Raw genomic sequence first — 24,982 nt, 5'->3', positions numbered from 1 at the left:
CGCCCCGGCCCGAGCGGTCTCTCGCGGGAGGAGCGGTCGCGCCCACGACGGACCCGAGTCAGAATCGATTCTCGGCGGCTCAGGCGGGGGCGGCCTGGGCCAGAAGGGCCTCGGCCTTCGCCTTGAGCAGCGGCACCGACGCACCGTCCGATGTGGACAGCAGCGCGCGCAGCAGCGCCGCCGCGCCGTCCGGGTCGCCACCGGCGAGCGACGCCTCGGCGAGGCGCAGGTTGGCGATGAACACCCCGCGCGGATCGCCGGCCTCGACCATGCGCCGCAGCGCCTCGCGCGCGTCGGACGCGGCGGCGTCCAGGTCGCCGCGCAGCCGTCGCAGCCGACTGTGGTGAACGAGCAGCCAACCGATGCCGTGCGCGTTGTTGACCGCGTCGGTGACCGCGCGGGCCTGCTCGTACGTCGCGTCGGCGAGGTCCAGCCGGCCGAGCGAGATCGCGCAGTCCAGCTTGCGCACCAGCAGGGCGCGGTGGCTGTCGGTGTTCCAGAGCGCCTGCGTGTGCTCCAGCGCCTGATCCAGCAGCGGCAGCGCCTCGGCCGGCCGTTCCTGCAGGACCAGCATGTCGGCGTGGGTGCGCAACGCCAGCACGATGTCGTCCGGATCGCCGGTCGCGCAGGCGATGTCGGCCGCCTCCGCCGCATGGGTCAGCTCCGGCCGCCCCTGGAACATCCGGGCGTACGCCAGGCCGGTGAGGCTGTGCACGAGTTCGTGGCTCAGTCCGAGGCGGCGGAACACCGGCACCGCGCTCGCGAACTCCGCGGCCGCCTCGTCGAGGCTCAGGGACAGCAGGACATCCGCCCGGCTGCCGGCCTGCCGGGCGGCCACCCGTTCGTCCCCCGCGGCGCGGGCGGCGTCCCGGACGGTGGCGCGGGCCCGCACGATCTGCTCGTACCCGCCGCGCATCGACAGCGGCGGAACCACCATGTCGGCCAGCAGCGCCGCCTTCTCGTAGCCGCCCAGCGAGCACGCCCGCGTGATGGCGTACAGCAGCTGGCCGCGCTCGCTCTGCAGCCACGCGCCGGGGTCGGCGGTGAGGCCGGCGACGTCCACCGCCGCGGCGGCGACGCCCTCCGGCAGCGGGTCCGGCGGCAGCCCGTCCTTGCGGTCCACCCGCTGGTGCACGCTGTGCGCCAGGACCAGGAACGTGTCGAGCAGCCGCCGGTACGCGGCCCGGGTCACCGCCCCGTCCTCGCCGTCGGCCAGTTCGCGGGCGAAGAGCGCCACGAGGTCGTGCGGGCGGTAACGCACCTGGCCGGTCGGGTCGAGGCCGACCGGCTCCAGCAGCCCGGCGGCCATCAGCTGCTCGACCGCGCGTTCGCCGTCGCCGCCGTCGGTCAGGGCGCCGAGCGTCCACGCCGCGAAGGGCTCGGCCGGCAGCAGTCCCATGCGGCGCAGCGCCACCCGGACGGGCTCGGCCAGCCCGGCGTAGCCGACCGCCAGTTCGGAGCGGACGGCCAGGTCGCCGACGGCCAGTTCGTCGAGGCGGCGGTGCTCGTCCTGCAGCCGGTCCGCCAGCACGCGCAGCCGCAGGGTGGGCCGGGGCTGCAGCCGCGCGCCGATGATGCGCAGCGCGAGCGGGAGGCGGCCGCACAGGTCCACCAGGTCCTCGGCGGCCGGGCGTTCGCCGGCGACGCGGTGCGGCTCGAGGATCTGGTCGAGCAGCGACACCCCCTCCGCGACGGAGAACGGCTGCAGGCGGTGCCGGTCGGCGGCGGGAATCTCGTCCAGCGACCGCCGGCTGGTGATCAGCACGGCGGAGCCGGCCGTGCCGGGCAGCAGCGGCGCCACCTGCTTGGCGTCGGCGGCGTCGTCGAGCACGATCAGGATCCGGCGGTCGGCCACCCGCGCGCGGAACGTGGCCGCCCGCGCCTGCACCGAGTGCGGCTGCGCGTCCGGCGGCAGGCCGAGCGCGTAGAGCAGTTCGCCGAGAACCTCGCAGACGTCCCGGGGAGCGGGGCCGCCGCCGCCCAGGTTGACGTAGAGCTGGCCGTGCGGGAACCGGTCCCGGACCCGGTGCGCGACGTGCACGGCGAGCGCGGACTTGCCCACGCCGGCCACCCCGCTCACCACCACGATGGGCAGCGCGGCCGGTGCGCCCCCGGCGGCCAGCAGACCGGCGATCCCCGCCACCTCCTCGGTCCGGCCCACGAAGTCGCCGATCGCCGGCGGCAGCTGGCACACCGCCGGCGCGCCCGTTGTGGGGGCCGGCGGGGCGTCGTCGTCCATCGTCTCGCCGAGCAGGATCGCGTGGTGAACGGCGCGCAGCTCCGGCCCCGGGTCCACGCCCAGCTCGGTGCGCAGTAGCTCCGCCACGTCCCGATAGACCTTCAGAGCCTCCGCCTGCCGGCCCGAGCGGTACAGCGCGCGCATGAGATGGGTGCGCAGCCCCTCCTGGAACGGGTACGCCGCGGCCAGCGCGCGCAGCTCCTCGACGACCGCGCCGTGGTGCCCGAGCGCCAGTTCGAGGGCGAACCGGCGGGTGGCCGCCTCGAGGCAGCGCTCCTGCACCGGCGGCACGTCGTCGCGGTGCATCGCCGTCGAGTCCACGTCGAACAGGATCGGGCCGCGCCACAGCGCCGTCGCGGCCCGCAACGACTCGAGCGCGGCAGCGCGGTCGCCGCGCTCCATTGCGACGCGCGCGTCGTCCAGAAGCCCGTCGAACTCCCGCAGGTCGCAGGAGCGCGCCGGCGGCGCGATGACGTAGCCGCCGCTGCGGGTGTGGATGGCGGCGTCGGGGCCGAGCAGCCGGCGCAGCCGCGCGACGTAGGTCTGCAGGGCCGCCCGCGCGTCGGCCGGCGGCTCGTCGTCCCACAGCCGGTCGACGAGAACGCTCACCGGCACCACCTGGCCGGCGCGCAGCAGCAGCGTCGCCAGGATGATGCGCAGCTTCGCCGCGGAGATGACGACGAGCGCGCCGTCGCGGCGCACCTCGAGGTTTCCCAGCACGCGGAAACGCACAACGGAGGCCGTCGGCCGGTGCGGCGGCACCGTGCGGCGGGAAGTGACAGTCAACTCACGTTCTTCGATCTCAAGCGTCGGGGCCGTGAAACGGAACGGAACGTATTGCTTCGATCGGAGCGAAGGCTAACAGAGGCGCGGGGCCCCGCGCTGTTACTGTCGCCTGCTGGACGCGCTGCTAGCCTCAGCCAATGGCCGAGGAAGAACACCGCAGTTCGTTGAGCGGCCGGCGGGCGGAGGCGCAGCGCAACAACGGGCGGATCCTCGACTCCGCGCGGGTGGTCTTCCTCGCCGACCCCGAAGCCCCGATCGCGAACGTCGCCGCACACGCCGGCGTCGGGGTCAGCGCGCTGTACCGCCGCTATCCCAGCAAGGAACACCTCCTGCGGGCGCTGGCGGAGGACGGCCTCAACCGCTACGTGGCCGACCTGGAGACGGCCCTCGCCTCCGACGCCACCCCGTGGGACGCCTACGTCGCCTGCCTGGAACGCGTCGTCGACGGCCAGAGCCAGGCCCTGGCGCAGCGGCTGGCCGGGACGTTCACGCCGACGGAGGAGCTGACCGCCCTCGCCAAGCGGGCCGCCAAGCTGGGCGAGACGCTGTTCCAGCGGGTCCGGCGCTCCGGCGAACTGCGCGACGACGTCTCCGAGGCCGACGTCACGCTGCTGCTGGAGATGATCGCGTTCATCGAGTTACCGGGCGCCGACGGCGGTGCCGCCCTGCGTCGGCGTTACCTCGCCCTGCTGCTGCAGGCGCTGCACGCCCCGGCCGAGTGCCGCCTGCCCGGACGCCCGGCGCGCCAGGCCGACCTGATGGCCCGCTGGCAGCCCGGGGCGGGCGACGCCTGAAAGACCGGCGTCAGTGCGGCGAAAGCGCCCGCACGTATGCTCCGCCGATGGACGTACGGGGGGCCGGCGTGATCCGCGTGCTGCTCGCCGAGGACGTGCGCATGCTGCGCGACGCGTTGGTCAGCGTGCTGGGCCTCGCCGAGGACATCGAGGTCGTCGGAGCGGTCGAGACCGGCGACGCGATCGTGACGACCGCGCTGCGGGCCCGGCCCGACGTGGCGGTGATCGACATCGAGATGCCCGGGCTCGACGGGATCAGCGCGGCGGTGCAGCTGCAGCAGTGGCTGCCGGAGTGCCGGACGCTGATCCTCACCGGCGTGGCCCGCCCGGGCGCCTTGCGCCGCGCGATGTCGGCCAAGGTGGCCGGGTTCATGGGCAAGGACGCCGCCCCGGACGACCTGATCGACGCGGTGCGCACGATCGCCGCCGGTGGCAAGGTGCTCGATCCGCAGCTGGCGTTCGCGGCGCTGGACGTCGCCGCCAACCCGCTGACCGAACGCGAGAACGACGTCCTGCGGCTGACCGCCACCGGCGCCGAGCCGGCCGAGGTCGCCGCGCGGCTGGGCCTGTCGCAGGGCACGGTGCGCAACTACCTCGCCTCGGCGGTCACCAAGCTGGGCGCCCGCAACCGGGTCGACGCGATCCGGATCGCCCACGAGGCCGGCTGGCTCTGAGCGCACACCTAGCGGATCTCGGCGACGAGGACGAACCGGTCGCCCTCGCGGTGGACGTTCAGGGTGCCGCCGGTGTCGCGGGTGCGGGCAAGCAGGTTGGCCAGCCCGTTGCCGGCCGCCGCCGTCGGGGTGCCGGCCGGGACGCCGTCGTTCGCGACCCGCAGCCGGATCCCGCCGGCGACCGGCCGGGTCTCGATCTGGCACCGGGTCGCGCGGGAGTGGCGGACGACGTTCGTGACGGACTCGCGCAGCACGATCGCCAGCGGCGACTCGGCCGAGGGCGCGGGCGCGGCGTGCAGTTCGAGCTCCACCCGGGTGCCGGCGGCGGCCAGCATCGCGCGGGCGCTCTCCACCTCGTCGGCGAACGACAGCCCGCCCGGTCGCGCCGTGACGGAGCGCAGCGAGTTCAACGCCTCCGCGGCGATCCGGCCGGCCTCGGCCAGCTGCCGGCGCGCCGTCGCGGGATCGGCGGCGGCCGCGCGCCCGGCGAGGTCGGCCTTGAGCGCGATCGCGGAGAGCTGGAAGCCGAGCAGGTCGTGGGTGTCGCGGGCGATCCGCAGCCGTTCCCGCAGCACCGCCAGCCGGGCCTGCTCGCGGCGGGCCCGCACCAGTTCCTCGGCGGCGATCGGGAGCCGGCACAGCGCGGCGACCGCCGCCGCGGCGAGCACCGTCCAGGACATGGAGACGAGCGCCCACCACGCCACGTGCGGCGGGTCCGCGGTGAGGTCGACCCCGTACCGGTGTAGGTGGAACAGCGTCGAACCGACGATCAGCGCCCCGGCGAGGGCCCACGACCACGGCCGCCGGAGGTGGAAGAGCAGCACGCCGGCCACCGGACCCGCGTACTGCGGCGCCGGCACGACGGGTGCCCCGATGACCGCGAGCGCGCCGACGAGCACCAGCTGCAGGGTGAGCGTCCACCGCCAGCCCGGCGGCGCCGCGCCGGAGCGCGGCCGGACGTGGTGCAGCTGCAGCAGGCTCAGCGGCACGACCAGCGCGACGGCGGAGATCACCCGCGCCGTGGAGATCGGTTCGTACATGTCGAATCCGCCGGTCACCCGCGCGATCGTCGTGATGAGGAGGTCGACCTCGAGCACGGCCATGACGCCCCACGCCAGCCATGGCGCGGCGGCGGCCGGTGGCGGGTTCCCGGTGCCGGCCGGTCGGCGCGCCGGCGCCGGTAGCCACACCTCGACCTCGCCGGGCGCGGTCCGCAGCCTTCCGCCGAGCGCGCGGACCTCTTCGGCCATTTCCCCGGGAACGGGGATTCGGGTCCCACCGCCGGTGAAGCTCACCCGCATCCGCGCCGAGTCGTCCAGCTCGACGCGGCAGGTGCGCGGCGGCGTCCCGCGCAGTGCCTCGACGACCGTTCGCCGCAGGATCGCGCCGAGCAGGGCGTCGACCGGCCGGGGCAGCCGCTGCGGCACGGCCGCGACGCTCGCCTCGACGCCGGCCGCGGCGAGCACGGTCCGGGCGGCGGCCGCCTCGCCGGCGAGCGTCCGGTCCCGGTAGTCGTCGGCGACCGCGCGCACCTGGGCCAGCGCCTGCCGGGCGTCGGCCGCCACCGCCCGGGAACGCTCCCCGAGCCCGCTGTCGGCGTCCGGATGCCGCAGCGCCGCGATGCCGGACACCAACCGGCCGCCGACCGCGTCCTGCAGGCGGCGGGCTATGCGCAGGCGTTCGAGCGCCACCTCCAACGAGGCGCCGGCGGCGCGTGCGGCGTCGAGATCGCGCACCAGTGCGCTGAGGCGGCACACGCCGAACAGCAGCAGCCCGTTGGCGGCCGTGACGACGCCGGCGTAGGCGAGCCGCACTGCGACGATGCCGCCGTCGGCGTCGACGACACCCGGTTCCAGCGGAACCCGCAGCGCCGCGTCGCCGAGCACCACGAGCGCCGCCGACGCCCACCCGAGCCGGCCGCCGAAGGTGAGCAGCACCGCCGCGAGGACGAAGGCCGCCGGCGGATCCCAGTAGACCCCGAACGCCGGATACGGCGCGTACGCCAGCAGCACCTGGACCGCCAGCAGCGCACCGGCGCGCGACCGGGCCGGGCGGCCGAACGCGAACAGCAGCTGCACCGCGCCGAGCGAGGCGATGACGACCGCCGCCGACGCCTGCTCGACGGGACCGAACCCGGGGTCGAACCCGCCCCACGGAAAGAAGAACGTGAAGCGGTACCAGCAGTAGAGCGCCACGCACAGCACGACCGGGATCGTCGCGAGCCGGGCCGGCCTACCGCCGACCGGTGACACGGGCACGCCCCCTCCCCGACCGGTGTGCGTTCCGCACGGGCGGAGGTGCGCCACGCATCCGGCGACCGGTGAAACGGCACGCGGCGCCGCTGCGGAACCCAGCCGCTCCGGTGCGCCGGACACTACCCCGCGGCGCGCGGGTCTGTGAACGTCTACGCAGGCCGATCACGCACCGCACCGGGAGGCGACCACAGTGGACGATGCCGCGCTCACCCCGTTCCACATCGACATACCGCAGGCGGATCTCGACGACCTCGCCGGCCGACTGGAGCGCGTCCGGTGGACCGACGAACTCCCGGAGAAGGAGGTCGTCGCCGGCGGATCCGGCGCGCCCGTCCCGCCCGGATGGGAGTACGGCGTCCCGCTCGCCTACGTGCGCGACCTGGTCGAACGCTGGCGCACCTCGTTCGACTGGCGGGCCCGGGAGGCGGACCTGAACGGGTACCCCCAGTTCACCACGCGCATCGACGGGCAGCGGATCCACTTCGTGCACGTGCGTTCCGCACAACCGGACGCGATCCCGCTCGTCCTGACCCACGGCTGGCCGAACAGCTTCGTCGAGTACCTGGGTCTGGTCGGGCCGCTGACCGATCCGGCCGCGCACGGGCGTCCGGGCGCCCCGGCCTTCCACGTCGTAATCCCGTCCCTGCCCGGGTTCACCTTCTCGGGGCCCACCCGCGAGCACGGCTGGAACGCGTGGCGCACCGCCGACGCGTGGGCCGAACTGATGCGCCGCCTCGGCTACGACCGGTACGGCGCGCACGGCAACGACGCCGGCGCGATCGTCTCCCCGCTGCTCGGCGAACGGGACCGGGAACACGTCATCGGCGTGCACGTCACGCAGATCTTCTCCTTCCCGCGCGGCGACGCCGGCGAGTTCGACGGGCTCACCGAGGAGGAGTTCGGCGCGTTGCGCTTCGGGCAGGCGTTCGTCGAACACGCCGTGCACGACCGGTCCCAGCAGGCGCAGCCGCAGACCCTGGCGCATGCCCTCGCCGACTCGCCGGCCGGGCAGCTGGCGTGGAGCGGGCAGCTGTTCGGCACCGCGCTCGGCCCCGAGGAGATCCTCACCAACGTGGCGCTGTACTGGTTCACCAACACCGCCGCCTCGGCGGCCCGGTTCTACTACGAGAATCACCGCGCGGCGCGGACCGCCGACCCCGGGCCGACCTCCGTGCCGCTCGGCCTCGCCTCGTTCGCCTGGGACCTGCACGCCGTGCGCCGGTTCGCCGAGCGCGACCACCGCAACATCGTCAGCTGGAACACCTACGACCGCGGCGGGCACTGGGCCACGCACGACGCACCCGACCTGCTCGTCGAGGACCTCCGCCAGTTCTTCGCGGCCCTCGCCTGACCGTCCGACCCGAAAGGAATCCATCGTGACCTTCCCCGTGCTCAGCACCGCCCTCGACGCCCTGCGCCGCGTCGCCACCGGCGCCGTCGCCGCGGACCGGCTCGACGACCCGACCCCGTGCGCGGAGTGGACGGTGGCGCAGGTGCTCTTCCACGCCGCGGGCGACCAGCACGCCTGGGCGTCCGTCGTGGGGGGCGGCGCGTCGCCGTTACCCTCCTACAACCCGTTCGACCCGCCGCGCCGGCTCGACGGCGGCGTGGAGAACACCGTCGCCAAGGCGATCGAGGCGGCCACCGGTGCCTGGGCCGGCGTCGACCCGGCCGCGGCTTCGGTGAGCACACCGCTGCCGCCCACGCCGGAACTGGCCCCGGAACTCGCCGCCGCCGCGTGCGCCCTCGACGCCGCCGTCCACGCCTGGGACGTCGCCGTCGCCACCGGCCAGCCGACACCGCTCAGTGCCGCACTGGCCGAACAGCTCATGCCGGCAGCCCGGGCGACCGCGGAACCGTTGCGCGGCTTCGCCTACGCCGCCGCCCTTCCCGCGCGGGACGGCGACGACGCGGCCGACGCGCTGCTGCGCTACCTCGGCCGCGACCCGCGATGGACGCCCGACGGCCACTGACGCGGAGGCGGCGCCCCGGCCCAGGGACGCCGCCTCCTCCGATCACCGCGACCGGACTCCGGTCACCGCGACCAGGTGCGGAACTGGACGACGTCGTCGTTCCAGCTGTCGCCGACGTAGGACTGGTCGCCGATGGCGCCGTAACGCGTGTTGCCCCACCAGTTCGTGACGGTGGAGTAGTAGCAGTTGCCGAAGACCCGGTACGAGCTCATCATGCCCGACCAGGGCGAGCCGACGCTGAGCGTGTAGCCCTCCCGGTCACAGGTGCCGTAGGCGCCGTACACGTACACGTTCTGGCCCGACCAGCCGGCGTGCTCGAAGTACTGCGCGAGCGCCACCACGTCGGCGGCCGCCGTCTCGGTGGCCGCCGCGGCACCGCACCGCTCGACGAGCGCAATGGTCTTCGTCCGTTCGTCCGGCTGCTGCGCCACCAGGACGCAGCCGTTCGCCGGCGTTCCTCCCGGCGCGGCCCCGGCCGGTGCGGCCGCGGTCGCGACCGCCGCCACCCCCATGGCCAACACCGCGACCGCGCGGGCGAGTCGTCGCACACCAATCACTTGAGCCCCCATACGATTGGCCAGCGTCACGGACGCTGGTTCGAGACGTACCACGCCGGATCCGGCGCCGGACAGCCATGCTGCCGGGCCGTCCTTACGTCCCTCTGACGCGCCACTGACGCGCCGCTCACGCCTTCCGGGGCAACAGACATTTCCTTGGGAACGGAGATCAGAGCAGGCCCGCGTCGCGGAGTTGCCCGACCTGTTCGCCGGTGAGGTGGTGGTGCACCGTGAGCCGGTCGGTGCCGCGCAGCCCGGGGTCGAACCCGGCTTCCAGCAGCGCCCGCAGGCCCGGCACGTTGTCGGCGAACACCGTGCCGAACAGCTGCCGCCGCCACTCGTCCAGCCCGGGCGGCAGCTTCCCGCCGCCGTACCAGGCGAGCCGGGCGGCCGCGCAGCCGCGCACCGGTGCGCCCATCGCCGACAGCGCCTCCTCGCGGACCAGTTCGGCGTCGTCGTGCGGGAACCGCAGCCGGCCGTCGACCATGCGCACCTCGTGCTGTCCGCCCCCGCACGGCACCAGCACCGGCGCGGTCAGATCCGGCGACCAGGTGAACGGCGGCACCTGCGCCGCGTCCGGGAACAGCGACCGGTGCACCAGCGGGTGCAGTTCCTCGGGCCGGATCATCCCGTGCCGCAACAGGTCCCAGTCGGGCAGCCGCTGCCACTGCTCCTGATACATCGCGGTGCCCTCGCCGAACCGGTCCTCGTTGTAGGACACCAGCACCGGCCCGTGCGGCCGGCGCACGAACTCCAGCTGCGCCCACCCGAACCGGCGGCTCAACGTCAGGTGCGACTGCCGCGTGCTGCGCCACCACTCGTGGGCCCGGGCGGCCACCCGGTCCAGCGCCAGCGGGATCCCGCGCCACAGGTACTCCTGCGGCTCCTCGGCGCTCAGCCCGTAGGCGGCGAGGGCGCCGTCGATGTCGCCGGCGTCCCAGCGGGTCGTCGCCCACTCCAGCGTGCGAACGGCAGCGCCGCCTGCGGGTGGCGCGTCGGGCACCGGCGCCGGGGAGCCGTCCCGTTCGTAGAACGCCGTGCGGGTGCTGTCGCCGCACCGCTCCCGCAGCGCACCGGGCTCCCGCACGTCCCAGAACGCCCGGTCGACCCGGTGCTCGTACCGCCAGTCCTGGGCGGCGAGGCGGGTGCGCAGGACCAGCCGCGGCTCCTCCCGCCCCTGCCAGCGGAAGACCAGGCACAGCCGGTGCCGTTCGATGCCGGACGGGGCGCGCCGGTCGGCGAGCACCAGTTCCTCCTCGTCCTGCCGCGGGTCGAGTCCGTCCGGCACCCGGGGCAGGTGCCAGCGCAACAGGTCGGGCGCCAGGTGCGGCAGTTGCGCACCGATCGTGTCGACCAGGCCGAGGCGCTCGATCCGCCGCCACAGGGACGGCTCCACCGCGATGCCGGCGGCGGCACACGCGCCCTGCCAGTCGCCGTCGAGCCGCCGCGCCGTCGCCGCACCGATCCGCCAGGCGGGCATCCCGACCCGCCGGGCGCGCAGGTGGGCCGCCAGGTGCTCGGCGCGGGGAAAGAACGGCATCCAGGGACTCTAGCCGCGCGCGGCGCCCCGCCGGCCGCGCGTCAGGCGGTGATGACCGGCCAGGAGTAGGCGGCCAGGCCCACGGCGACGCCGAGCCAGGCGAGGTTCAGGCCGCGGGTCGGGATCGGCAGCGCCGCGAGGATGAACAGGATGATGGCCACGATGTACAGGAATGCCTGGATGGACATGTCGACCTCCGTCGGGGTTGGCGGGGAGGCTGTGCCCGTTGACCTCGCGGCCCAAACGTTCCACGGTGTGTGCCATGGACCAGAGGATCGAGGTGGCCGACGCGCCGCCCCGGGGTGTCGGCCATGCCGAGCCCGTCAGTTGCGTCACCGCGGTGGTGCGGGCGGGACGGCCCGGCTTCGCGTCCGGCGACCAGGGCGGCACGATCCTGTTCTGGGACCCGGCGACCGGCCGGCCCGTCGGCGAACCGATCGCCGCGCACGACGGCTGGATCACCGGCCTGGCCTTCGCCGGCGGGGTCCTGATCAGCGCCGACGACGACGCGATCCGACGCTTCGACCCGGACACCGGCCGGCCAGTCGGCGAGCCGCTGTCGGTCGCGGGCGGCGGGCGACTCGCGGCGACGGGTTCGCTCGTCGCGGCGGTCACCGACGGGCACCTGCGGGTCTGGGACGCCCCGAGCGGAGCGGTCGTCGAGGACATGCCGCTGCCGCGGCGGGCCGTGCTGCACGCGTTCGCCCTGTTCGACGGGAGGCCGGTCGCGCTGACCGCCGACGAGCCGGACCGTGAACTGTTCCCCGACGCGGACGCCGACATGCGGCTGGTGACGATCTGGGACGTCGCCGCCGCCACCCCGCTGCTGCCCCCGCACCTGACTCCCGAGGACCGGGGCGTCGGCGCGTTCGCCGAGGTCGCCGGCAGGTTCATGGCCGTGCACAGCACCGACGCGTTCAGCGGCGACGAGTGGACCGATCTCTACGAGGCCGGTCACCTGCACCTGCGGGACCTGGCCACGGGCGAGCGCGTCGCGACCCGGGAACGCGAGGCGGGCTGGATCAACGAGATCGAGGTCGCGGTGGTGCACGGCCGGCCGATCGCGTTCATCGCCGCGGAGGAGGGCGTCGAGGCGTGGGACCTCGAACGCGACACCCGGGCCGCGCCGGACGTCGAAGGGCTGCTCGGTTCGGTCTCCTGCGTGGCGGTGACCGATGTGGACGGCGTGACGTTCGTGGCCGCCGGGGACAACGACGGCGGCGTCGACATCCGGCCGCACGCGGCGTGAGCCGGACGGGTATTGCGTAATGCGTGATCAGCGCGAAAGTTATGTGTCTTCGGACCGGTTCGACAACTCGGACGCGCTCTAGAATTCAGGATCATTAGCGATCGCGTGGTGTCGGTGCCCACCACGGACGTTCGACTCCAAGATTGTTATCCCGGGCTTGGGAAAACGACGGGCATCGACGTATGGTACCGAAGACGGGTCGGCGGTCGTCCGCCGCTGTGCGCTTGCCCGAGCCCTGCGATGTCCGAGTGGGAGTTGGTGGATGCCGGAGGCCCAGGACGGTGGCACCCTTGGGTCCCACGACGTGCTCATCGATGTGACCGGCCTGTCATTGGACGCACTGGTCGACGTCGAAGACTCGGTTCTCGGCAGTGCGCTCCGGCGCCTGATCGCGGATGTGCGCCGCACCCACGACGTGGTCGCGGGTTGGCAGAGCTATGTCGGTGACCCCAACGTCGCATCCGCCCGCCCAGAGCAGTGATCCCGTGCATCCGCGGGAGTGGCCGCACGGGTCGTTGCGGGCCGCCGACCTGCGAGCCTCCGGCTGGCGGCCGGTGCCGTTCCGGGAGTTCGTACTGAAGATCCGGCAGCCGTGCGATCTGGCGTGCACCTATTGCTACGTGTACAGCATGGCGGATCAGAGTTGGCGGACAAAGCCGGTTCGGATGTCCGAGTCGGTCGTTGTCGCCGCCGCGCGGCGGGTCGCCGAACATGCCGACGCGCACGCTCTTCCGCGCATTTCGATCGCATTGCACGGCGGCGAACCGTTGCTCGCGCCGGTCGCGGAAATAGCGGAGCTGGTCACCGTCTTCCGGCGAGCCGTTTCCCCGGAAGTCGACGTCGCCGTCAGCGTCCAGACGAATGGCGTGCGGCTCACCGGGGACATGCTTTCCGCATTGTCGCGGCACGGCGTCCGGGTCGGGGTCAGCGTCGACGGCGGTGCCGATATTCATGATCGGCGGCGCGCGGACCGTCAACGGCGCGGCTCGTTCGCGCGGGTGTCGGAGAATCTTCGCGTCCTCGGTTCAAGGGCGTTCCGGCCGATTTTCGGCGGCCTGCTGTGCGTCGTGGATGTGCGTTCCGATCCCGACGAGGTGTGGGACGCGCTGCTGGCGTTCGACCCGCCGTCGGTCAATTTCCTGCTGCCGCACGCGAACTGGTCGACCTCGCCGCGCGCCGACGTGGATCCCACGGCGTACGGGCGCTGGCTGGCCGAGGCGTTCGACCGCTGGTTCGCGATCCGGCCGCACGTGGTGCGGGTGCGGCTGTTCGAGGACCTGATCCACCTGCTGTTCGGCGGCGTCAGCACCACCGAACTGATCGGCCTGAGCCCGAGCGCCGTCGCCGTCGTCGAGTCGGACGGTTCGATCGAGCAGAGCGACTCGCTCAAGTCCGCCTACCCGGAGGCGCCGTCGACCGGGCTGTCGGTGCTCCGCGACTCCTTCGACGACGCCCTGGAACACCCCGGGATGATGGCGCGTCAGTTGGGACCGGCGGCACTGTGCGAGCAGTGCCGTTCGTGCCGGGTGATGCGGGTCTGCGGCGGCGGGCTCTACGCCCATCGGTACCGGCGCGGCACGGGCTTCCTGAACCCGTCCCGGTACTGCGCCGACCTCATGTACCTGGTCGATCACGTGCGGGCCAGAGTGGTCACGGCGCTGGACGTGCCGGCATGATGCGCCGGTTGCGGCTGGACCCGCGGACGTTCGCGGCACTCGCGCACGGCGGTGGCGGCGCCGCGGCCCTGGCCGAACTGCGCCACGCGAAGCTCAACGAGCACCTGCTGCTGTTGCGTCATCTCGTGCACCGATTCGGGCGCTCGCCGGAGTTCGAGGCGCTGTGCGTGGCCCAGAAGGCGGCTCCCGAGGTGGTGTCGGAGCTGCTGGCACACCCGTGGAACGGCGCCTGGCTGGCGAACGCGGTGCGCGACGAGGCACCGGAGCGGTTCACCTCGCGCCTCGGTGCCGTCGCTCTGGTGGCGGCGATGCGGGCGGGTACGCCGGCCCGCGTGGAGGTACCGGCGAGCGGCGGCGCGGTCATGCTGCCCGACACCGGCGCCGTCGCGCTGCGGCGCGAGCACGTCACGTCGGTCCGGGCGAGCGTCGCGGGAGAGCGGGTCTCCCTTGACGACGTTCCCCTGGGAACTCTCGATCTGCAGCCCTTGCGCCGGATCTCGGTGAGTCACGGCGGAAGGACGCTGCACGCGGTCCTGGACGACCTCGATCCGCAACGGGACTGTCACCGGCACCCCCTCGCGGGGCGCCTGACCGGCGCGGAGGTCGAGTCGTGGCGGGCGCTGCTGCACGACGCGTGGCGGCTGCTCGTCCGGCACGCGCCCGACCTCGCCGCGGAGATCGGCGCCGACGCGCTGGTGCTGGTGCCGCTCCACCGCGCGGCGATCGGCCGGGAGGTGAGCGTCACCTCCACGGACGTCTTCGGGGCGTTCGGGCTGACGATGCCGGCGTTCGCACCCGCCCTCGCCGCGAACCTGGTGCACGAACTGCAGCACTCGAAGTTGAACGTCATGCTGCGGCTGCGTCCCGCGATCCGGGGCGACGAGACGCGCCGCTACTTCGCGCCGTGGCGCAACGACCCGCGACCGATCACCGGTCTGCTGCACGGCATCTACGCGTTCGTGGGCGTCGCGACGATGTGGCGCCGCTTCCACGCCGCGAACGCGGTGGAGGCCGCCGACTACCAGTTCGCGCTGCTGCGTGAGCAGCTCCGGCTCGCCGTCGTCGCGGCACGCGGCTGCGGGCTGCTCACCACCGACGGACGGGCGTTGGTGGCCGCGCTCAGCGAGGCGGTCGAGGAGATGCTGGCCGACCCGCTGCCGCCGGCGGTCGTGCGGCGGGCCGGGCGGAACGTGCGCCGCGACCGGCTGCGCTGGGCCCTGCGCAACCGGTCCACGGCGAGTGTCCGGTGGAGCTGACCTACATCGGCGGCGGTTCGATGTCGAAGTCGGCGCGCCGGTCCTGACTGGCGTGCAGCACCTCGGGATGGTCGGTGCCGAGGATGTCGCGCAGGCGCGCGATCGTCTTGCCGAACAGGTCCCGGGCCTCGTCGGCCTCGCCGGCGTTGCGCAGGTCGAGGGAGACGTTCAGCGCGATGCCCAGGGTGTAGGGGTGCGCGTCGCCACGAACCTGGCGCGACATGTTCAGCAGCGGCTCCGACAGTGCCCGCGCGGCCGCGGTGTCGCCCGCGAGCACCAGACTGTTGCTGTAGTTGCCCGCGGCGCAGAGGGTGTGCGGATGCCGCTCGCCGACCACGGCACGCAGGTCCTCGTAGGTCGAGCGCTCCACCTCGCGCGCGTCACGGAGGTCGCCGATCGCCCGGAGGATGATCCCGAGATTGACGCGGGCCGCGAGCGTGAGCGGATGCCGCTCGCCGAGGACCCGGACGTAGGCCTCCACGCCCTCGTCGGCGAACTTCTTCGCCTCGGTGAACTGCCCGACGGTGCGAAGGGTGTTCGCGAACGTCATCGTCGCGGAGAGGGTGTGCTCGTAGTCGGGACCGAACCGGGTGCGGAACGCCTCGTAGGTCTCCCGCGCGTGGGTGAGCGCCTCGCCGTAGCGGCCGGTCTTGCGCAACGCGATCGCGATGGTGCGGTTCGCCTGGAGGACGTCGGTGTGGTCCGGGCTCAGCAGCGCGACGTATTCGGGCAACGAGAGGCGTTGCGTCTCCAGCGCCTCGGCGTAGCGGCCGAGCCCGTACAGGTCGCGGGCGACGTTGCTGATGCTGCGCAACGTGCGGGCGTCCTGGTCGCCGAAGGAACTGCGCCACTGCTGGACGAGTTCCGTGTCGAGGCGGTACGCCGTGTCGAAGTCGCCGAGCATCTTGAGGCTGGCGGTCACGTTGTTCTTCGCGTGCAGGGCGTCGGCCACGTCGTCGTCGTCGTAGGTGCGCCGTGCGCGGGCGTAGTTCTCCTCGTCGCTGCGGTGGGCGCCGGCGATGTCGCCGGACAGGCGCAGGTCGTAGCCGAGTCCGAGGCCGACGGCGACCGTGTGCTCGTGGTCGTCGCCGAACTCGGGGCTGGCGCGCAGCGTCTCCAATGTCTGGGTGGAGATCAGCCGGGCCCGTTCGTAGTGGCCGAGCTGGCGCAGCGCGTTGGCGAGGTGTCGCTTGGCGAGCAACGTGTGCTCGTGGTCGGCGCCGATCCCGCCGTCCTCCGCGGGACCGGACCAGCGGCTGATCATGGTCTCGGCCAGGTCCCGGCTGCCGGCGTAGTCGCCGGTGCTGTACAGGTACCGCGCCTGGTCGAGGGCGACCCGGCGGGCGTCGGCGGTCGGCGCGCCGAGCAGGTCCGCGGGACCGATGTGCGGCCCGATCTCACGGTGCCGCGGCCAGGTGGCCCGGTTGTCGGGGTCGCCGGGATTGGCGCCCTGCAGGATGATCCGCACATTTTCGCGGCTGCGCTCGCGGCGGCGTTCCAGGAGCCCCTCGCGCAGCACCAACTGGACCAGCCGGTGGACCTGGAGCTGCTGGCCGGGCAGCACCTTCGCCAGCCCGTGGCGGCGCAGCGCGGAGATGGCCCGGTTCAGCTTGATCTCGTCGCCGAGGGCCTGCCGGAGGGGCTCGGAGATGCCCGGCCCGCGCCCGCTGCGCAGGAACGCCGCGGCTACCGGATCCGGACCGAGGTGGGCGAACAGCTCCAGGAGTTGCGGGGCCTCCGGCACGGAGCCCTCACGCAGCTTGTCGAACGCGACGCGCAGGAACGCCGAGACCGACGCCGGGTAGTTGGCGGGTTTGTTCTCGCCCATCAACTCCTCGACGTGCTTGTCGAACAGGGCGAGGTACCGCTCGACGGGCATGCCGGTCGCGGAATGCCACGCGGCGGCCTGCTCCAGGGCGAGCGGCAGGTCGCCGACCTTCTCGGCCAGATGATCGGCCTCGTCGGCGGGAATCGCGTCACCCGTTTTCCGCTGGATCAGTTGCACACTTTCATGCCGTTCGAGAACGTCCACCTCGATCGCGTCGTAGACCTGCGACCATTCCCCGTTTCGGGAGGTGATGATGACGTGCCCCTCGGTGGGCGGCAGTAAACCGGCCAGGTCCTCCGGGTTGTCGGCGTTGTCGTAGACGAGCAGCCATCTGCGGGTACTGGTCGCGAGGCTGTTGAGTACGGTTTTCGCGGACTGGTCGATGTCGGGACTCGGCGGAATTCCGAGTTCCCTTCCGAGTTCGGCGAGCGATGATCGGACCGCCGTAATGTGGTCGGCGTTGATCCACCAGATGAGGCCGTAGTAATCGATATACCTGTATGCGTACTCGACCGCTAATTGGGTCTTCCCAACACCGCCCAGACCATGCAAAGCTTGTGGGACCACTGATGCGTTCGAGCGTTTCAGCAGCGATTCGCGAAGCTGCCAGATCAACGGACCACGTCCGGTGAAGTCCGTGTTGCGGATCGGCAGGTTCCCCCGAATGGGTGGGACCACGTCCGCCGGAACCTTGTGTCGCGTGGACGTGGGATTCACCGCTTCGTCTCCTGCTCCTGCTGATGGATCATCGCTCTCTTCACCGGATCCTAGAGCGTGGGAATTGTCTAGGTGTGCCCGGGTGGCGTCAAGTCCCGGATTCCGCGAGAAATGGCTGCCCTCCGAGGCGGGCGATGGGCACAGTGCACGCAGTACCGCCGGGTCCAGGCCGGCGTTTGCGCCCACGTCCGAAATCCAGGTGTGGATCGGGTGGAGCAAGTCGCTGTGCGATGGTGCGTGTGCCGTTTGCTCCAAGTAGGTAAGGAGCAGAGGCAAACCGCCTTTCGTGCGACACGTGAGTTCAACGAAACGCACGTGTCGGGCGGTCGAGGACCAGTGCGGGTCGTCTTTGCGGAGGGGGTTGCCGAAGACGCCGTGGAACGTAGAGCGTCTCACCTCGACGTCGTAGCCGTCCAGTAACAGCACGAGCTGCCGCTCCTGATCCTCACTCAGCAGCGGCGGCGTCCCGATCTCCTCCACGATGGTGATGACGTCCACCAGGGCGGGGTGATCGGGGAAGAACCGCGACACGACGGCCTGCAGTTCGAGCACGGCGTCCAGTTCCTCGGTGCATCGGGTGGTGAGCTCCCAGATCGCGAACCGCGCCTGCGCGAAGCGCTTGAGCGACAGCGGCTTGGCCAGTCGCCGCTCCAGCTCGTCCACGCACAGGCCGAGAATGTCGGCCTCATGGAGGTCCCTGATGCGAAGCAGCGCCTCGCTCAGTCGCTCCCGCTGCTCGGCGGAGACCTCGAACTGTCGCACGTCAACCTTCCGGTGTCAGAGTTCGACCGACTTGCCATGAACCGTCGTCGCGGGCCGGGACCGAAGGGTGGCACAACGTGGCGCCACCGGCGATGAAGCGTCGCATTGCGGATCGGGCCCGGGTCGCCCGACCACTGGTAGTACTAATCGACAGGAGCGGGATCGGACGGACGAACCGCTTCGGGTGGCCCGTGCAGCGACCAGTGCCGCGCGATCAGCCGCAATGCGTGTGAGCGTCCTCGACAACCCTCCGGCAGCACGGTGTGAACGGCGTCGAACAACGCCCGCCCGCCGCCGCTGAAATCGGCACAACCGCGGACGAGATGAATGAGCTGGAATCGCGGCCGTGGATTGTGCGGAATGGTGAGAACGAGGGCCCTGGGAAGCGCGGTGAACAGCACGCGCAGGCCGGCCGGGTCGTTCAGCTCGTCGATCTCGGCGAGCGCGTCGGCGATATCGGAGAGGTCGCTCCCGTTTTCCGACGTGCCGTCGTCGACCGGCCGGCGCGGCGGTGGCCGTGATCCGATCGGCTGAATCATGAAAAGCACTCCGATCGACGAATATGAGCCCGGTTCACCGAAAATCCCGGAAGCCCGAAGCCTACAACCGGCGCCCATTGATCAACAGTTAGCGGTACACGCGACGGACGTTCGGCTTTGCGGATTTCCCTGGCTTCCGGTACCGGAGCGCGACCGCTGTCCCGGCATCGACGCCCGGCATGGCACCATCCTTCCCATGGTCGATCCGCGCCCCCCGCGACCCGGCCGCGGCTGGTACGTCCTCGCGGCCGCGATCGCGGCGGTCGGCGTCCTGACGGCACCGCTGCTCGTGGTGCTGGGCGTGGCGTCGTTCGGATCCGTCGGGGGGACGCTCCCCTCGGTGGGTGCGCGGTTCCACGGCGGCGACGAAACGACGGTCGAGCTGACGAAGGACCGGGCCGCGACGGTCTACGCCGTCTTCCCGCAGGACTCCGACGGGATCGCGCGGGCGACCTGCGAGGTCAGCGGGGCGGGCGAGGCCGCGCTGACCGAACGTTCCTACGGGCTGAGCGCCACCATCGAGGACACCACCTGGGTGGTGCTGTACGACATCACGGTCGACCGGTCCGGGCGGTACACGCTCTCGTGCACCTCCGACTGCGATCGGCCCGGCACCGACCTGTACGCCGTCGGGGACGCGTTCGAAGCCGGCGGCATGGCGGCCGCGATCCTCGGCGGCGCGACGGCGTTCTTCGGCGCCCTTCTCGTCCCCTGCTTCGCGCTGATCGTCGCCGGGATCATGGCGATCGTGACGGCGGTGCGCCGTCGGAGCCCGGGACAGGGGACGCCGTAGGTGACGTAGGTAAGGATGCCGCACACCCACGATCACCCTCCGATCATGGAGACATGCCGTGCCGTTGCACCCACCCGGTCCTCGGCGACGGCCCGGGTTGCGGCAATTTGCACCCGAAGGGCGGAGTCCGAATGCGGACATGGGCCGTCCGAGACTTCCGGCCCGGCGGCCCTTCGCCGCGCCATAGGGTGAGCGCGATCAACGACGGGAGGTCCGTGATGGATCCGATGCTGACAGCGCTCGCCGTGCTCGCCGCCCAGGAGGTCGTGCGGGCCATGGCCGGGGACGGATGGCAGGCGGTGCGCGACGGTGTGGCCGGGTGGATGGGCCGCGGCGACGCCGCCCGGACCGCGCGGCAGGCGGGCAACCTCGACGAGAGCCGCGAAGAGGTCTGTGACGGCCGGGTGGCGACGGAGACCGCAACGGAACGCTGGCGGGGCAGCTTCGTACAGCTGCTTGACGAGTACCCGGAGCTGGCCGACGAGTTGCGGAAGGTGCTCGCGTTGCGTGCGCCGGCCGAGGCGGGTGCCGCCGCCGGCGGGCAGGTGATGACCATTCACGGCAGTCCGGTACTCAACGCCCACGGAGCGTCGGTCGCCGCGGCGCAGATCGGCCACCTGACCATGGGAGGCCCGGCACCGGCGGGCCCTTCCGCACCGGGCCGGCCACAGGGCTAGCCGGACCCGGCCAACCGCATCCGCCCCGCACGGAGGCGCCGCGCTCCGTTCCGACCCCGCACGACACCGGTCGCACCGGATACGGCCGGGCGGCCTGGCCGTCGGTCAACGCCGGCGGCCGCGGCACCGCCGCCCAGTTCATCGGTTCGGTTACGAACGTCGAGCAGTGGGCCGCCGACACCGCCGGCGACCGGCTGCGGACGATGCGGGCGGTCTCCACCCAGATCCGCGAGTTCACCAGCATCGTCGGGCGGGCCGGCGAACTGGCCGACGTCGAGGCGGCGTTCGACGCGCCGGCGCGGTCGCGGGGGCCGCTGCTGCGGATCCTGAACGGGCTCGGTGGCATTGGGAAATCCAGCGTCGCCCGGGCGTACGCGGCCCGGCACCAGGATCGCTACAGCCTGCTGTGGTGGGTGCGCGCCGACGACCCGACGACGGCCGCCGAGGACTGCCGCGAACTCCTCGAATGGCTCGCGCCGAACGACGTCGCACGCATCGGCGATCCGGTGCGGGCGGTGCACGCCGTACTGGCCAACCGCGACGCGCGGTGGCTGCTCGTCCTCGATGACGTGCCGGACCCGCGCCGGCTTCGTGAACTGCTGCCGCCCGACGGCGACGGCGACGTGCTCGTCACCTCACGCGCCTCGGCGTGGCCGCATCAGGACGGCGTCCAACCGGTCGGACCGCTGCCGCCCGAGGACGCGAACCGGCTGCTGACCAGCATGAGCGGGGACACCGACGAGGTCGCCGCCGCGGCCCTGTCCAAGGAACTGGGCGGCCTGCCGCTCGCCCTCGCCCAGGCCGCCTCGTACGCCGGCGCGCACCAGGTTCCGCTCTCCGCCTACCTCGACCTGTTCCGCAGGCGCCGGTCGGACATGCTCGCCGAGGGCACCGCACCGGACTACGGCGCACCGCTGGCGACCACCTGGGAGCTGGCGTTCGACCGGATCTGCCCGCCGGCCCGGACCCTGCTGAACGTTCTCGCCTTCTACTCCCCCGACGCGATCCCCGTCAGCGACCTCCTGGCCGGCGGTGATCACGGGTCGGACCTGCTCACCCCGTTGCGCGACGAACTGGCATGGCGCCGCGCGGTCGCCGACCTGACCACGCACGGCCTCGCGACCCGTGCGGCCGCGACCGGCGCGTCCGCCGCGATCGCGGTCCACGGACTCGTCCAGGCGGTGACCGCGGACCGGCTCGCGGCGACCGCCGAGGGCCGACGGCCGTGGGCGCTGGCCGCCGGCACGCTCCTGGCGAGCGCCTGCACGGACCGGCCCGGACGCGCGGCTGCCACCGACGGGTGGCTGCGGCTCGCCCCGCACGCCCGCACCCTGCTCGACCAGCTGCCTTCGACCGACCGGGTCACCTTCGAGGTGCGGCGCCACCTCGCCGGATGGATCGGGGAGGCTGGGGATCCCGGCCGGGCCCGCGACCTGTTCGCCGCCCTCGCCGAGGATTGCGCCCGGGAACTCGGCCCGGACGACCGTGACACCCTTGCCGCGCGCATCGGCCTCGCCCGGTGGACCGGGATCTCCGGCGACGCCGTGCGGGCCCGCGACCGCTACGCCGCGCTCGCGGCCGATTGCACGCGTCTGCTAGGCGCCGCCGACCCGGACACCGTCGACGCCCGCTCCGGGCACGCGAGCTGGACCGGCGACGCCGGCCGTCCGGGCGAGGCGCGCGACCTGTTCGCCGCGCTCGCGGAGGACTGCGAGGGGGCGCTCGGCCCGGACCACCGCAGCACTCTGCAGGTCCGCGACAGCCTCGCCTGGTGGACCGGCACCACGGGCGCGCCGGCTCTGGCCCGGGACCTGTCCGCCGCGCTCGTCGAGCGCTGTGTGCGGGCGCTCGGCCCCGACGACCCGCACACCCTCGACGCCAGGGGTGGTCTGGCCATGTGGACCGGGCTGGCCGGCGAGGAGGTCGGTGCCCGGACGATGTTCGGCGCGCTCGTCGCGGATCACCGCCGGGTGTCCGGCCGCGACCACCCCCGTACCCTGGCGGCCCGCGTCGATCTCGCCTTCTGGACAGCCGATTTCGGGGACCGGGCCGAGTCCCGGCGACTCGCGGCCGCACTCGTCGAGGACTGTGCCCGAGGGCTCGGTCCCGACCACAGCACCACGCTGCGCGCCCGCTGGGCGCTGGTCAGGTGCACGGTGAACGTCGGTGAACCGATCGCGGCCCGGGACCTGTGCGCCGTTCTCGCCGAGGATCACACCCGGATTCTCGGCAGGGAGCATCCGAATGCCCTCGACGCCGCCGCGACCCTGGCCATGTTGACCGGCGACGCCGGCGATCCGGCCGGGGCGCGCGACCTGCACTCCGCGCTCGCCGACGACTGCACCCGGGTCCTCGGCGCCGACCATCCGCAGACCCTCGGCGTCCGGCTGGGGCTGGCGCGGTGGACCGGCGAGGCCGGTAACCCGGCCGGCGCCCGGGACCTCAGTGCCGTCCTCGTCGAGGAGCATGCGAGGGAACTCGGTGCGGACCACCCGCAGACCCGCGAAGCCCGGGGGGCCCTGGTCCGCTGGACCGGCGAGTCGGGCGACTTCGCGCGTGCCCGCGACCTGTCGGTGCGACTCACCGGCGAGCACGCGCGGATCCTCGGCCCGGACCACTTCACCACCCTCGCCATCAGGGCGAGCGTGGCCCGGTGGACCGGCGAGGCCGGCGACGCCGACGCGGCCCGCGAGCTGTTCGCCCGGCTCGTCGACGACTACACCCGCGTCCTCGGCGCCGACCATCCGTTGACCCTCGACACCCGGTCCGGCCTGGGCCGATGGACCGGAGAGGCGGGCGACGCCGACGCGGCCCGCGAGCTGTTCGCCCGGCTCGTCGACGACTACACCCGCGTCCTCGGCGCCGATCACCCCTGGACCCTCGACACCCGGTCCGGCCTCGCCCGATGGACCGCGGTCGCCGGTGATCCCGCCGCGGCGCGCGACATGTACGGCGATCTCAGCGGGGACTACGCGCGCGTGCTGGGGCCGGCACATTCCGGCACGCTGGCTGCGCGAAGCGGGGCCGCCCTGTGCACGGGGACGGCCGGCGACCCGTCCGCGGCCCGGTCCCGCTACGCCGACCTCGTCGAGGACCACCTGCGGCTGCTGGGCCCGCGGCATCCGATGACCCTCGACTGCCGCGGTTCCCTGGCCCGGTGGACCGGAGAAGCCGGCGACGCCGGCGCGGCGCGGGACCGGTTCGCCGCGCTGGCACGGGACAACCGCCGGGCCTTGGGTACCGACCACCGGCAGACCATCGACGCCCGCTCGGCCCTTGCCCGGTGGACCGGAGAGGCCGGCGATCCCGTCGCCGCCCGCGACCTGTACGCCGAGGTGGTCGACGACTGCACCCGGGTCTTCGGCCCGGACCATGCCACCACCCTCGACCTGCGCTCCAGCCTGGCGTGGTACACGGCGTGCACCGGCGACCCGGCGGGCGCGAGAGCCCTGTACGACGAACTGGCCGCGGACTGCGCACGGGCCCGGGGCGCGGACCACGAGGCCACCCTGGACGCCCGGACCGGTGCCGCCTCGGCGGCCGAGTCGGCCGGCGAGCTCGCCGAGGCCCGGGACCGGTGCCGCTCGCTCGTCGACGACTGCACCCGGGTGCTGGACGCGGACCACTGGCGCACCCTCGACATCCGGCTCGGCCTGGCCCGATGCACCGGCAACACCGGCGATCCCGGCGGCGCGCGGGACCTCTTCGCCGCGCTGGCCGAGGACCACGCCCGCCTGTTCGGTGACGACCACGCCGCCACGCGCGACATGCGGTTCGCCGCGGCCTGGTGGGCCGCGGAGGCGGGTGATCACCTGATGGCCCGCGACCTGACGAAAGCCCTCGTGGACGACACGACACGCGTACTCGGCGACGATCACCCCACCACGCTGAACATGCGGGCGGAGTACGCATGGAGTGTCGGGGCGTCGGGCGAGTCGGCTCAGGCCCGGGACCTGTACGCGGCTCTCGTCGGCGACTTCGCGCGGATACTGGGCAGCGCCGATCCGCAGACCCTGGAGGCCCGCAACGGCTTCGCCCAGTACACCGGGGAGGCCGGCGATCCCGTGCGGGCCCGGGAGCTGTTCACCACCCTGGTCGAGGACTTCGCCCGGGCGCTCGGACGGGACCACGCCCGCACGTTCGCCGTCCGGGGCGCTGTCGCCAGGTGGATCGGGATGGCCGGGGAACCCTCCCGCGCCCGCACCCGGTGCGCGCTGCTGGTCGAGGAGCACGCCCGCGTGTTCGGCCGCACGCATCCCTCGACGCTCGATGCCCGTTACGGTGTGGCGCGGTGGACCGGGGAGGCCGGCGATCCCGCCGCGGCACGGGACCTCTTCGCGGCGCTCAGCGCGGACTGCGTCCGGGAACTGGGCGCCGACCGTCCGCTCTCCCTCGACGTGCGGGTCGGACTGGCGCGCTGGACCGGGGAAGCCGGTGATCCGGCCGCGGCTCGTGACCTGTTCGCCGTACTCGTCGACGACTACACGCGGGTCCACGGGCCGGAGCACCCGCGCACCGTGCACATCCGCGAGAGCGCCGCGATCTGGGCCGGGCGGGCCGATGTGGGCCGCCGGGGGTGGCGCGGACGGCTCGCGGGCCTGTTCCTTGACGACGAACATCCGGCACACCGCTGAGAACGGTTCACGCGTTCAATCCGCGTCCAGTGC

At 73.2% G+C, this 24,982-nt stretch carries 18 protein-coding genes; 11 read left to right on the top strand and 7 right to left on the bottom strand.

All coding sequences use genetic code 11. From position 1 onward, the window contains the following. Nucleotides 1-79: 79 nt before the first annotated feature. Complete coding sequence (locus Val02_RS32645; protein WP_203903126.1) at nt 80-2,959, bottom strand: AfsR/SARP family transcriptional regulator; 2,880 nt, start codon at nt 2,957-2,959, stop codon at nt 80-82. Nucleotides 2,960-3,162: 203 nt separating this feature from the next. Between Val02_RS32645 and Val02_RS32640 the strand changes: the two genes are divergently transcribed. Then, on the top strand, nt 3,163-3,819 hold the full coding sequence (locus tag Val02_RS32640) for a TetR/AcrR family transcriptional regulator (protein WP_203903125.1): 657 nt from the start codon (nt 3,163-3,165) through the stop codon (nt 3,817-3,819). Nucleotides 3,820-3,866: 47 nt separating this feature from the next. Continuing rightward, nucleotides 3,867-4,493 carry a response regulator transcription factor gene (locus Val02_RS32635; RefSeq protein WP_239153497.1) on the top strand — a complete coding sequence of 209 codons (627 nt, stop codon included), beginning with the start codon at nt 3,867-3,869 and terminating at the stop codon, nt 4,491-4,493. Between the two features lie 8 nt (nt 4,494-4,501). On the opposite strand, the gene Val02_RS32630 is transcribed toward Val02_RS32635, so the two are convergent. After that, on the bottom strand, nt 4,502-6,751 hold the full coding sequence (locus tag Val02_RS32630; RefSeq protein WP_203903124.1) for a histidine kinase: 2,250 nt from the start codon (nt 6,749-6,751) through the stop codon (nt 4,502-4,504). Nucleotides 6,752-6,938: 187 nt separating this feature from the next. Here Val02_RS32630 and Val02_RS32625 point away from each other — a divergent pair, with 187 nt between their 5' ends. Beyond that, the gene (locus Val02_RS32625; RefSeq protein WP_203903123.1) at nt 6,939-8,099 is read left to right on the top strand and encodes an epoxide hydrolase family protein; all 1,161 of its coding nucleotides are present in this window, start codon (nt 6,939-6,941) and stop codon (nt 8,097-8,099) included. Between the two features lie 25 nt (nt 8,100-8,124). Continuing rightward, complete coding sequence (locus Val02_RS32620) at nt 8,125-8,721, top strand: TIGR03086 family metal-binding protein (RefSeq protein ID WP_203903122.1); 597 nt, start codon at nt 8,125-8,127, stop codon at nt 8,719-8,721. A gap of 62 nt (nt 8,722-8,783) precedes the next feature. Here Val02_RS32620 and Val02_RS32615 read toward each other — a convergent pair whose 3' ends face one another. From Val02_RS32615 to Val02_RS32605, 3 genes are all read right to left on the bottom strand, one after another. After that, nucleotides 8,784-9,269 (bottom strand): hypothetical protein, encoded by a 486-nt coding sequence (locus Val02_RS32615; protein ID WP_203903121.1) that lies wholly within the window; start codon nt 9,267-9,269, stop codon nt 8,784-8,786. Between the two features lie 178 nt (nt 9,270-9,447). Next, complete coding sequence (locus Val02_RS32610; protein WP_203903120.1) at nt 9,448-10,818, bottom strand: hypothetical protein; 1,371 nt, start codon at nt 10,816-10,818, stop codon at nt 9,448-9,450. Nucleotides 10,819-10,859: 41 nt separating this feature from the next. Next, nucleotides 10,860-11,006, bottom strand: a complete 147-nt coding sequence (locus Val02_RS32605) for a hypothetical protein (RefSeq protein WP_203903119.1) — start codon at nt 11,004-11,006, stop codon at nt 10,860-10,862. Between the two features lie 74 nt (nt 11,007-11,080). Between Val02_RS32605 and Val02_RS32600 the strand changes: the two genes are divergently transcribed. From Val02_RS32600 to Val02_RS32585, 4 genes are all read left to right on the top strand, one after another. Beyond that, entirely contained in the window at nt 11,081-12,067 is a 987-nt protein-coding gene (locus tag Val02_RS32600) for a WD40 repeat domain-containing protein (protein WP_203903118.1), read from the top strand. A gap of 262 nt (nt 12,068-12,329) precedes the next feature. Beyond that, complete coding sequence (gene fxsA, locus Val02_RS32595) at nt 12,330-12,548, top strand: FxSxx-COOH cyclophane-containing RiPP peptide (protein ID WP_203903117.1); 219 nt, start codon at nt 12,330-12,332, stop codon at nt 12,546-12,548. Nucleotides 12,549-12,552: 4 nt separating this feature from the next. Continuing rightward, entirely contained in the window at nt 12,553-13,743 is a 1,191-nt protein-coding gene (locus Val02_RS32590) for an FxsB family cyclophane-forming radical SAM/SPASM peptide maturase (RefSeq protein ID WP_239153496.1), read from the top strand. Continuing rightward, nucleotides 13,740-14,999 carry an aKG-HExxH-type peptide beta-hydroxylase gene (locus Val02_RS32585; protein WP_203903115.1) on the top strand — a complete coding sequence of 420 codons (1,260 nt, stop codon included), beginning with the start codon at nt 13,740-13,742 and terminating at the stop codon, nt 14,997-14,999. The genes Val02_RS32590 and Val02_RS32585 overlap by 4 nt, the downstream gene beginning before the upstream one ends. Nucleotide 15,000: 1 nt before the next feature. On the opposite strand, the gene fxsT is transcribed toward Val02_RS32585, so the two are convergent. Next, a complete protein-coding gene (gene fxsT / locus Val02_RS32580; RefSeq protein WP_373317978.1) occupies nt 15,001-18,207 on the bottom strand; it encodes an FxSxx-COOH system tetratricopeptide repeat protein in 3,207 nt (1,068 codons plus the stop codon). A 242-nt stretch (nt 18,208-18,449) separates the two neighbouring features. Continuing rightward, complete coding sequence (locus Val02_RS32570) at nt 18,450-18,845, bottom strand: effector-associated domain 2-containing protein (protein ID WP_203903112.1); 396 nt, start codon at nt 18,843-18,845, stop codon at nt 18,450-18,452. A gap of 196 nt (nt 18,846-19,041) precedes the next feature. On the opposite strand from Val02_RS32570, the gene Val02_RS32565 reads away from it, so the two are divergent. From Val02_RS32565 to Val02_RS32555, 3 genes are all read left to right on the top strand, one after another. Continuing rightward, a complete protein-coding gene (locus tag Val02_RS32565; RefSeq protein ID WP_203903111.1) occupies nt 19,042-19,638 on the top strand; it encodes a hypothetical protein in 597 nt (198 codons plus the stop codon). A gap of 218 nt (nt 19,639-19,856) precedes the next feature. Further along, complete coding sequence (locus tag Val02_RS32560) at nt 19,857-20,315, top strand: hypothetical protein (protein WP_203903110.1); 459 nt, start codon at nt 19,857-19,859, stop codon at nt 20,313-20,315. Nucleotides 20,316-20,518: 203 nt separating this feature from the next. Further along, nucleotides 20,519-24,949, top strand: coding sequence for a tetratricopeptide repeat protein (locus tag Val02_RS32555; RefSeq protein WP_203903109.1), 4,431 nt, complete (start codon nt 20,519-20,521; stop codon nt 24,947-24,949). The last annotated feature ends 33 nt before the right edge of the window (nt 24,950-24,982 follow it).

The sequence above is a fragment of the Virgisporangium aliadipatigenens genome, from assembly GCF_016863615.1.
Taxonomy (GTDB): Bacteria; Actinomycetota; Actinomycetes; order Mycobacteriales; family Micromonosporaceae; genus Virgisporangium; species Virgisporangium aliadipatigenens.
The sequence above is the reverse complement of the archived record's forward strand: the minus strand, read 5'-3'. Positions and strand labels throughout refer to the sequence as shown.

Excerpts from the sequence above, each read along its gene's own strand:
- Val02_RS32560 (WP_203903110.1), top strand. The coding sequence starts at position 19,857 with ATGGATCCGATGCTGACAGCGCTCGCCGTGCTCGCCGCCCAGGAGGTC.
- Val02_RS32555 (WP_203903109.1), top strand. The coding sequence starts at position 20,519 with ATGCGGGCGGTCTCCACCCAGATCCGCGAGTTCACCAGCATCGTCGGG.
- Val02_RS32570 (WP_203903112.1), bottom strand. The coding sequence starts at position 18,845 with ATGATTCAGCCGATCGGATCACGGCCACCGCCGCGCCGGCCGGTCGAC.
- Val02_RS32640 (WP_203903125.1), top strand. The coding sequence starts at position 3,163 with ATGGCCGAGGAAGAACACCGCAGTTCGTTGAGCGGCCGGCGGGCGGAG.
- Val02_RS32605 (WP_203903119.1), bottom strand. The coding sequence starts at position 11,006 with ATGTCCATCCAGGCATTCCTGTACATCGTGGCCATCATCCTGTTCATC.
- fxsA (WP_203903117.1), top strand. The coding sequence starts at position 12,330 with ATGCCGGAGGCCCAGGACGGTGGCACCCTTGGGTCCCACGACGTGCTC.
- Val02_RS32600 (WP_203903118.1), top strand. The coding sequence starts at position 11,081 with ATGGACCAGAGGATCGAGGTGGCCGACGCGCCGCCCCGGGGTGTCGGC.
- Val02_RS32610 (WP_203903120.1), bottom strand. The coding sequence starts at position 10,818 with ATGCCGTTCTTTCCCCGCGCCGAGCACCTGGCGGCCCACCTGCGCGCC.
- Val02_RS32565 (WP_203903111.1), top strand. The coding sequence starts at position 19,042 with ATGGTCGATCCGCGCCCCCCGCGACCCGGCCGCGGCTGGTACGTCCTC.
- Val02_RS32585 (WP_203903115.1), top strand. The coding sequence starts at position 13,740 with ATGATGCGCCGGTTGCGGCTGGACCCGCGGACGTTCGCGGCACTCGCG.
- Val02_RS32635 (WP_239153497.1), top strand. The coding sequence starts at position 3,867 with ATGGACGTACGGGGGGCCGGCGTGATCCGCGTGCTGCTCGCCGAGGAC.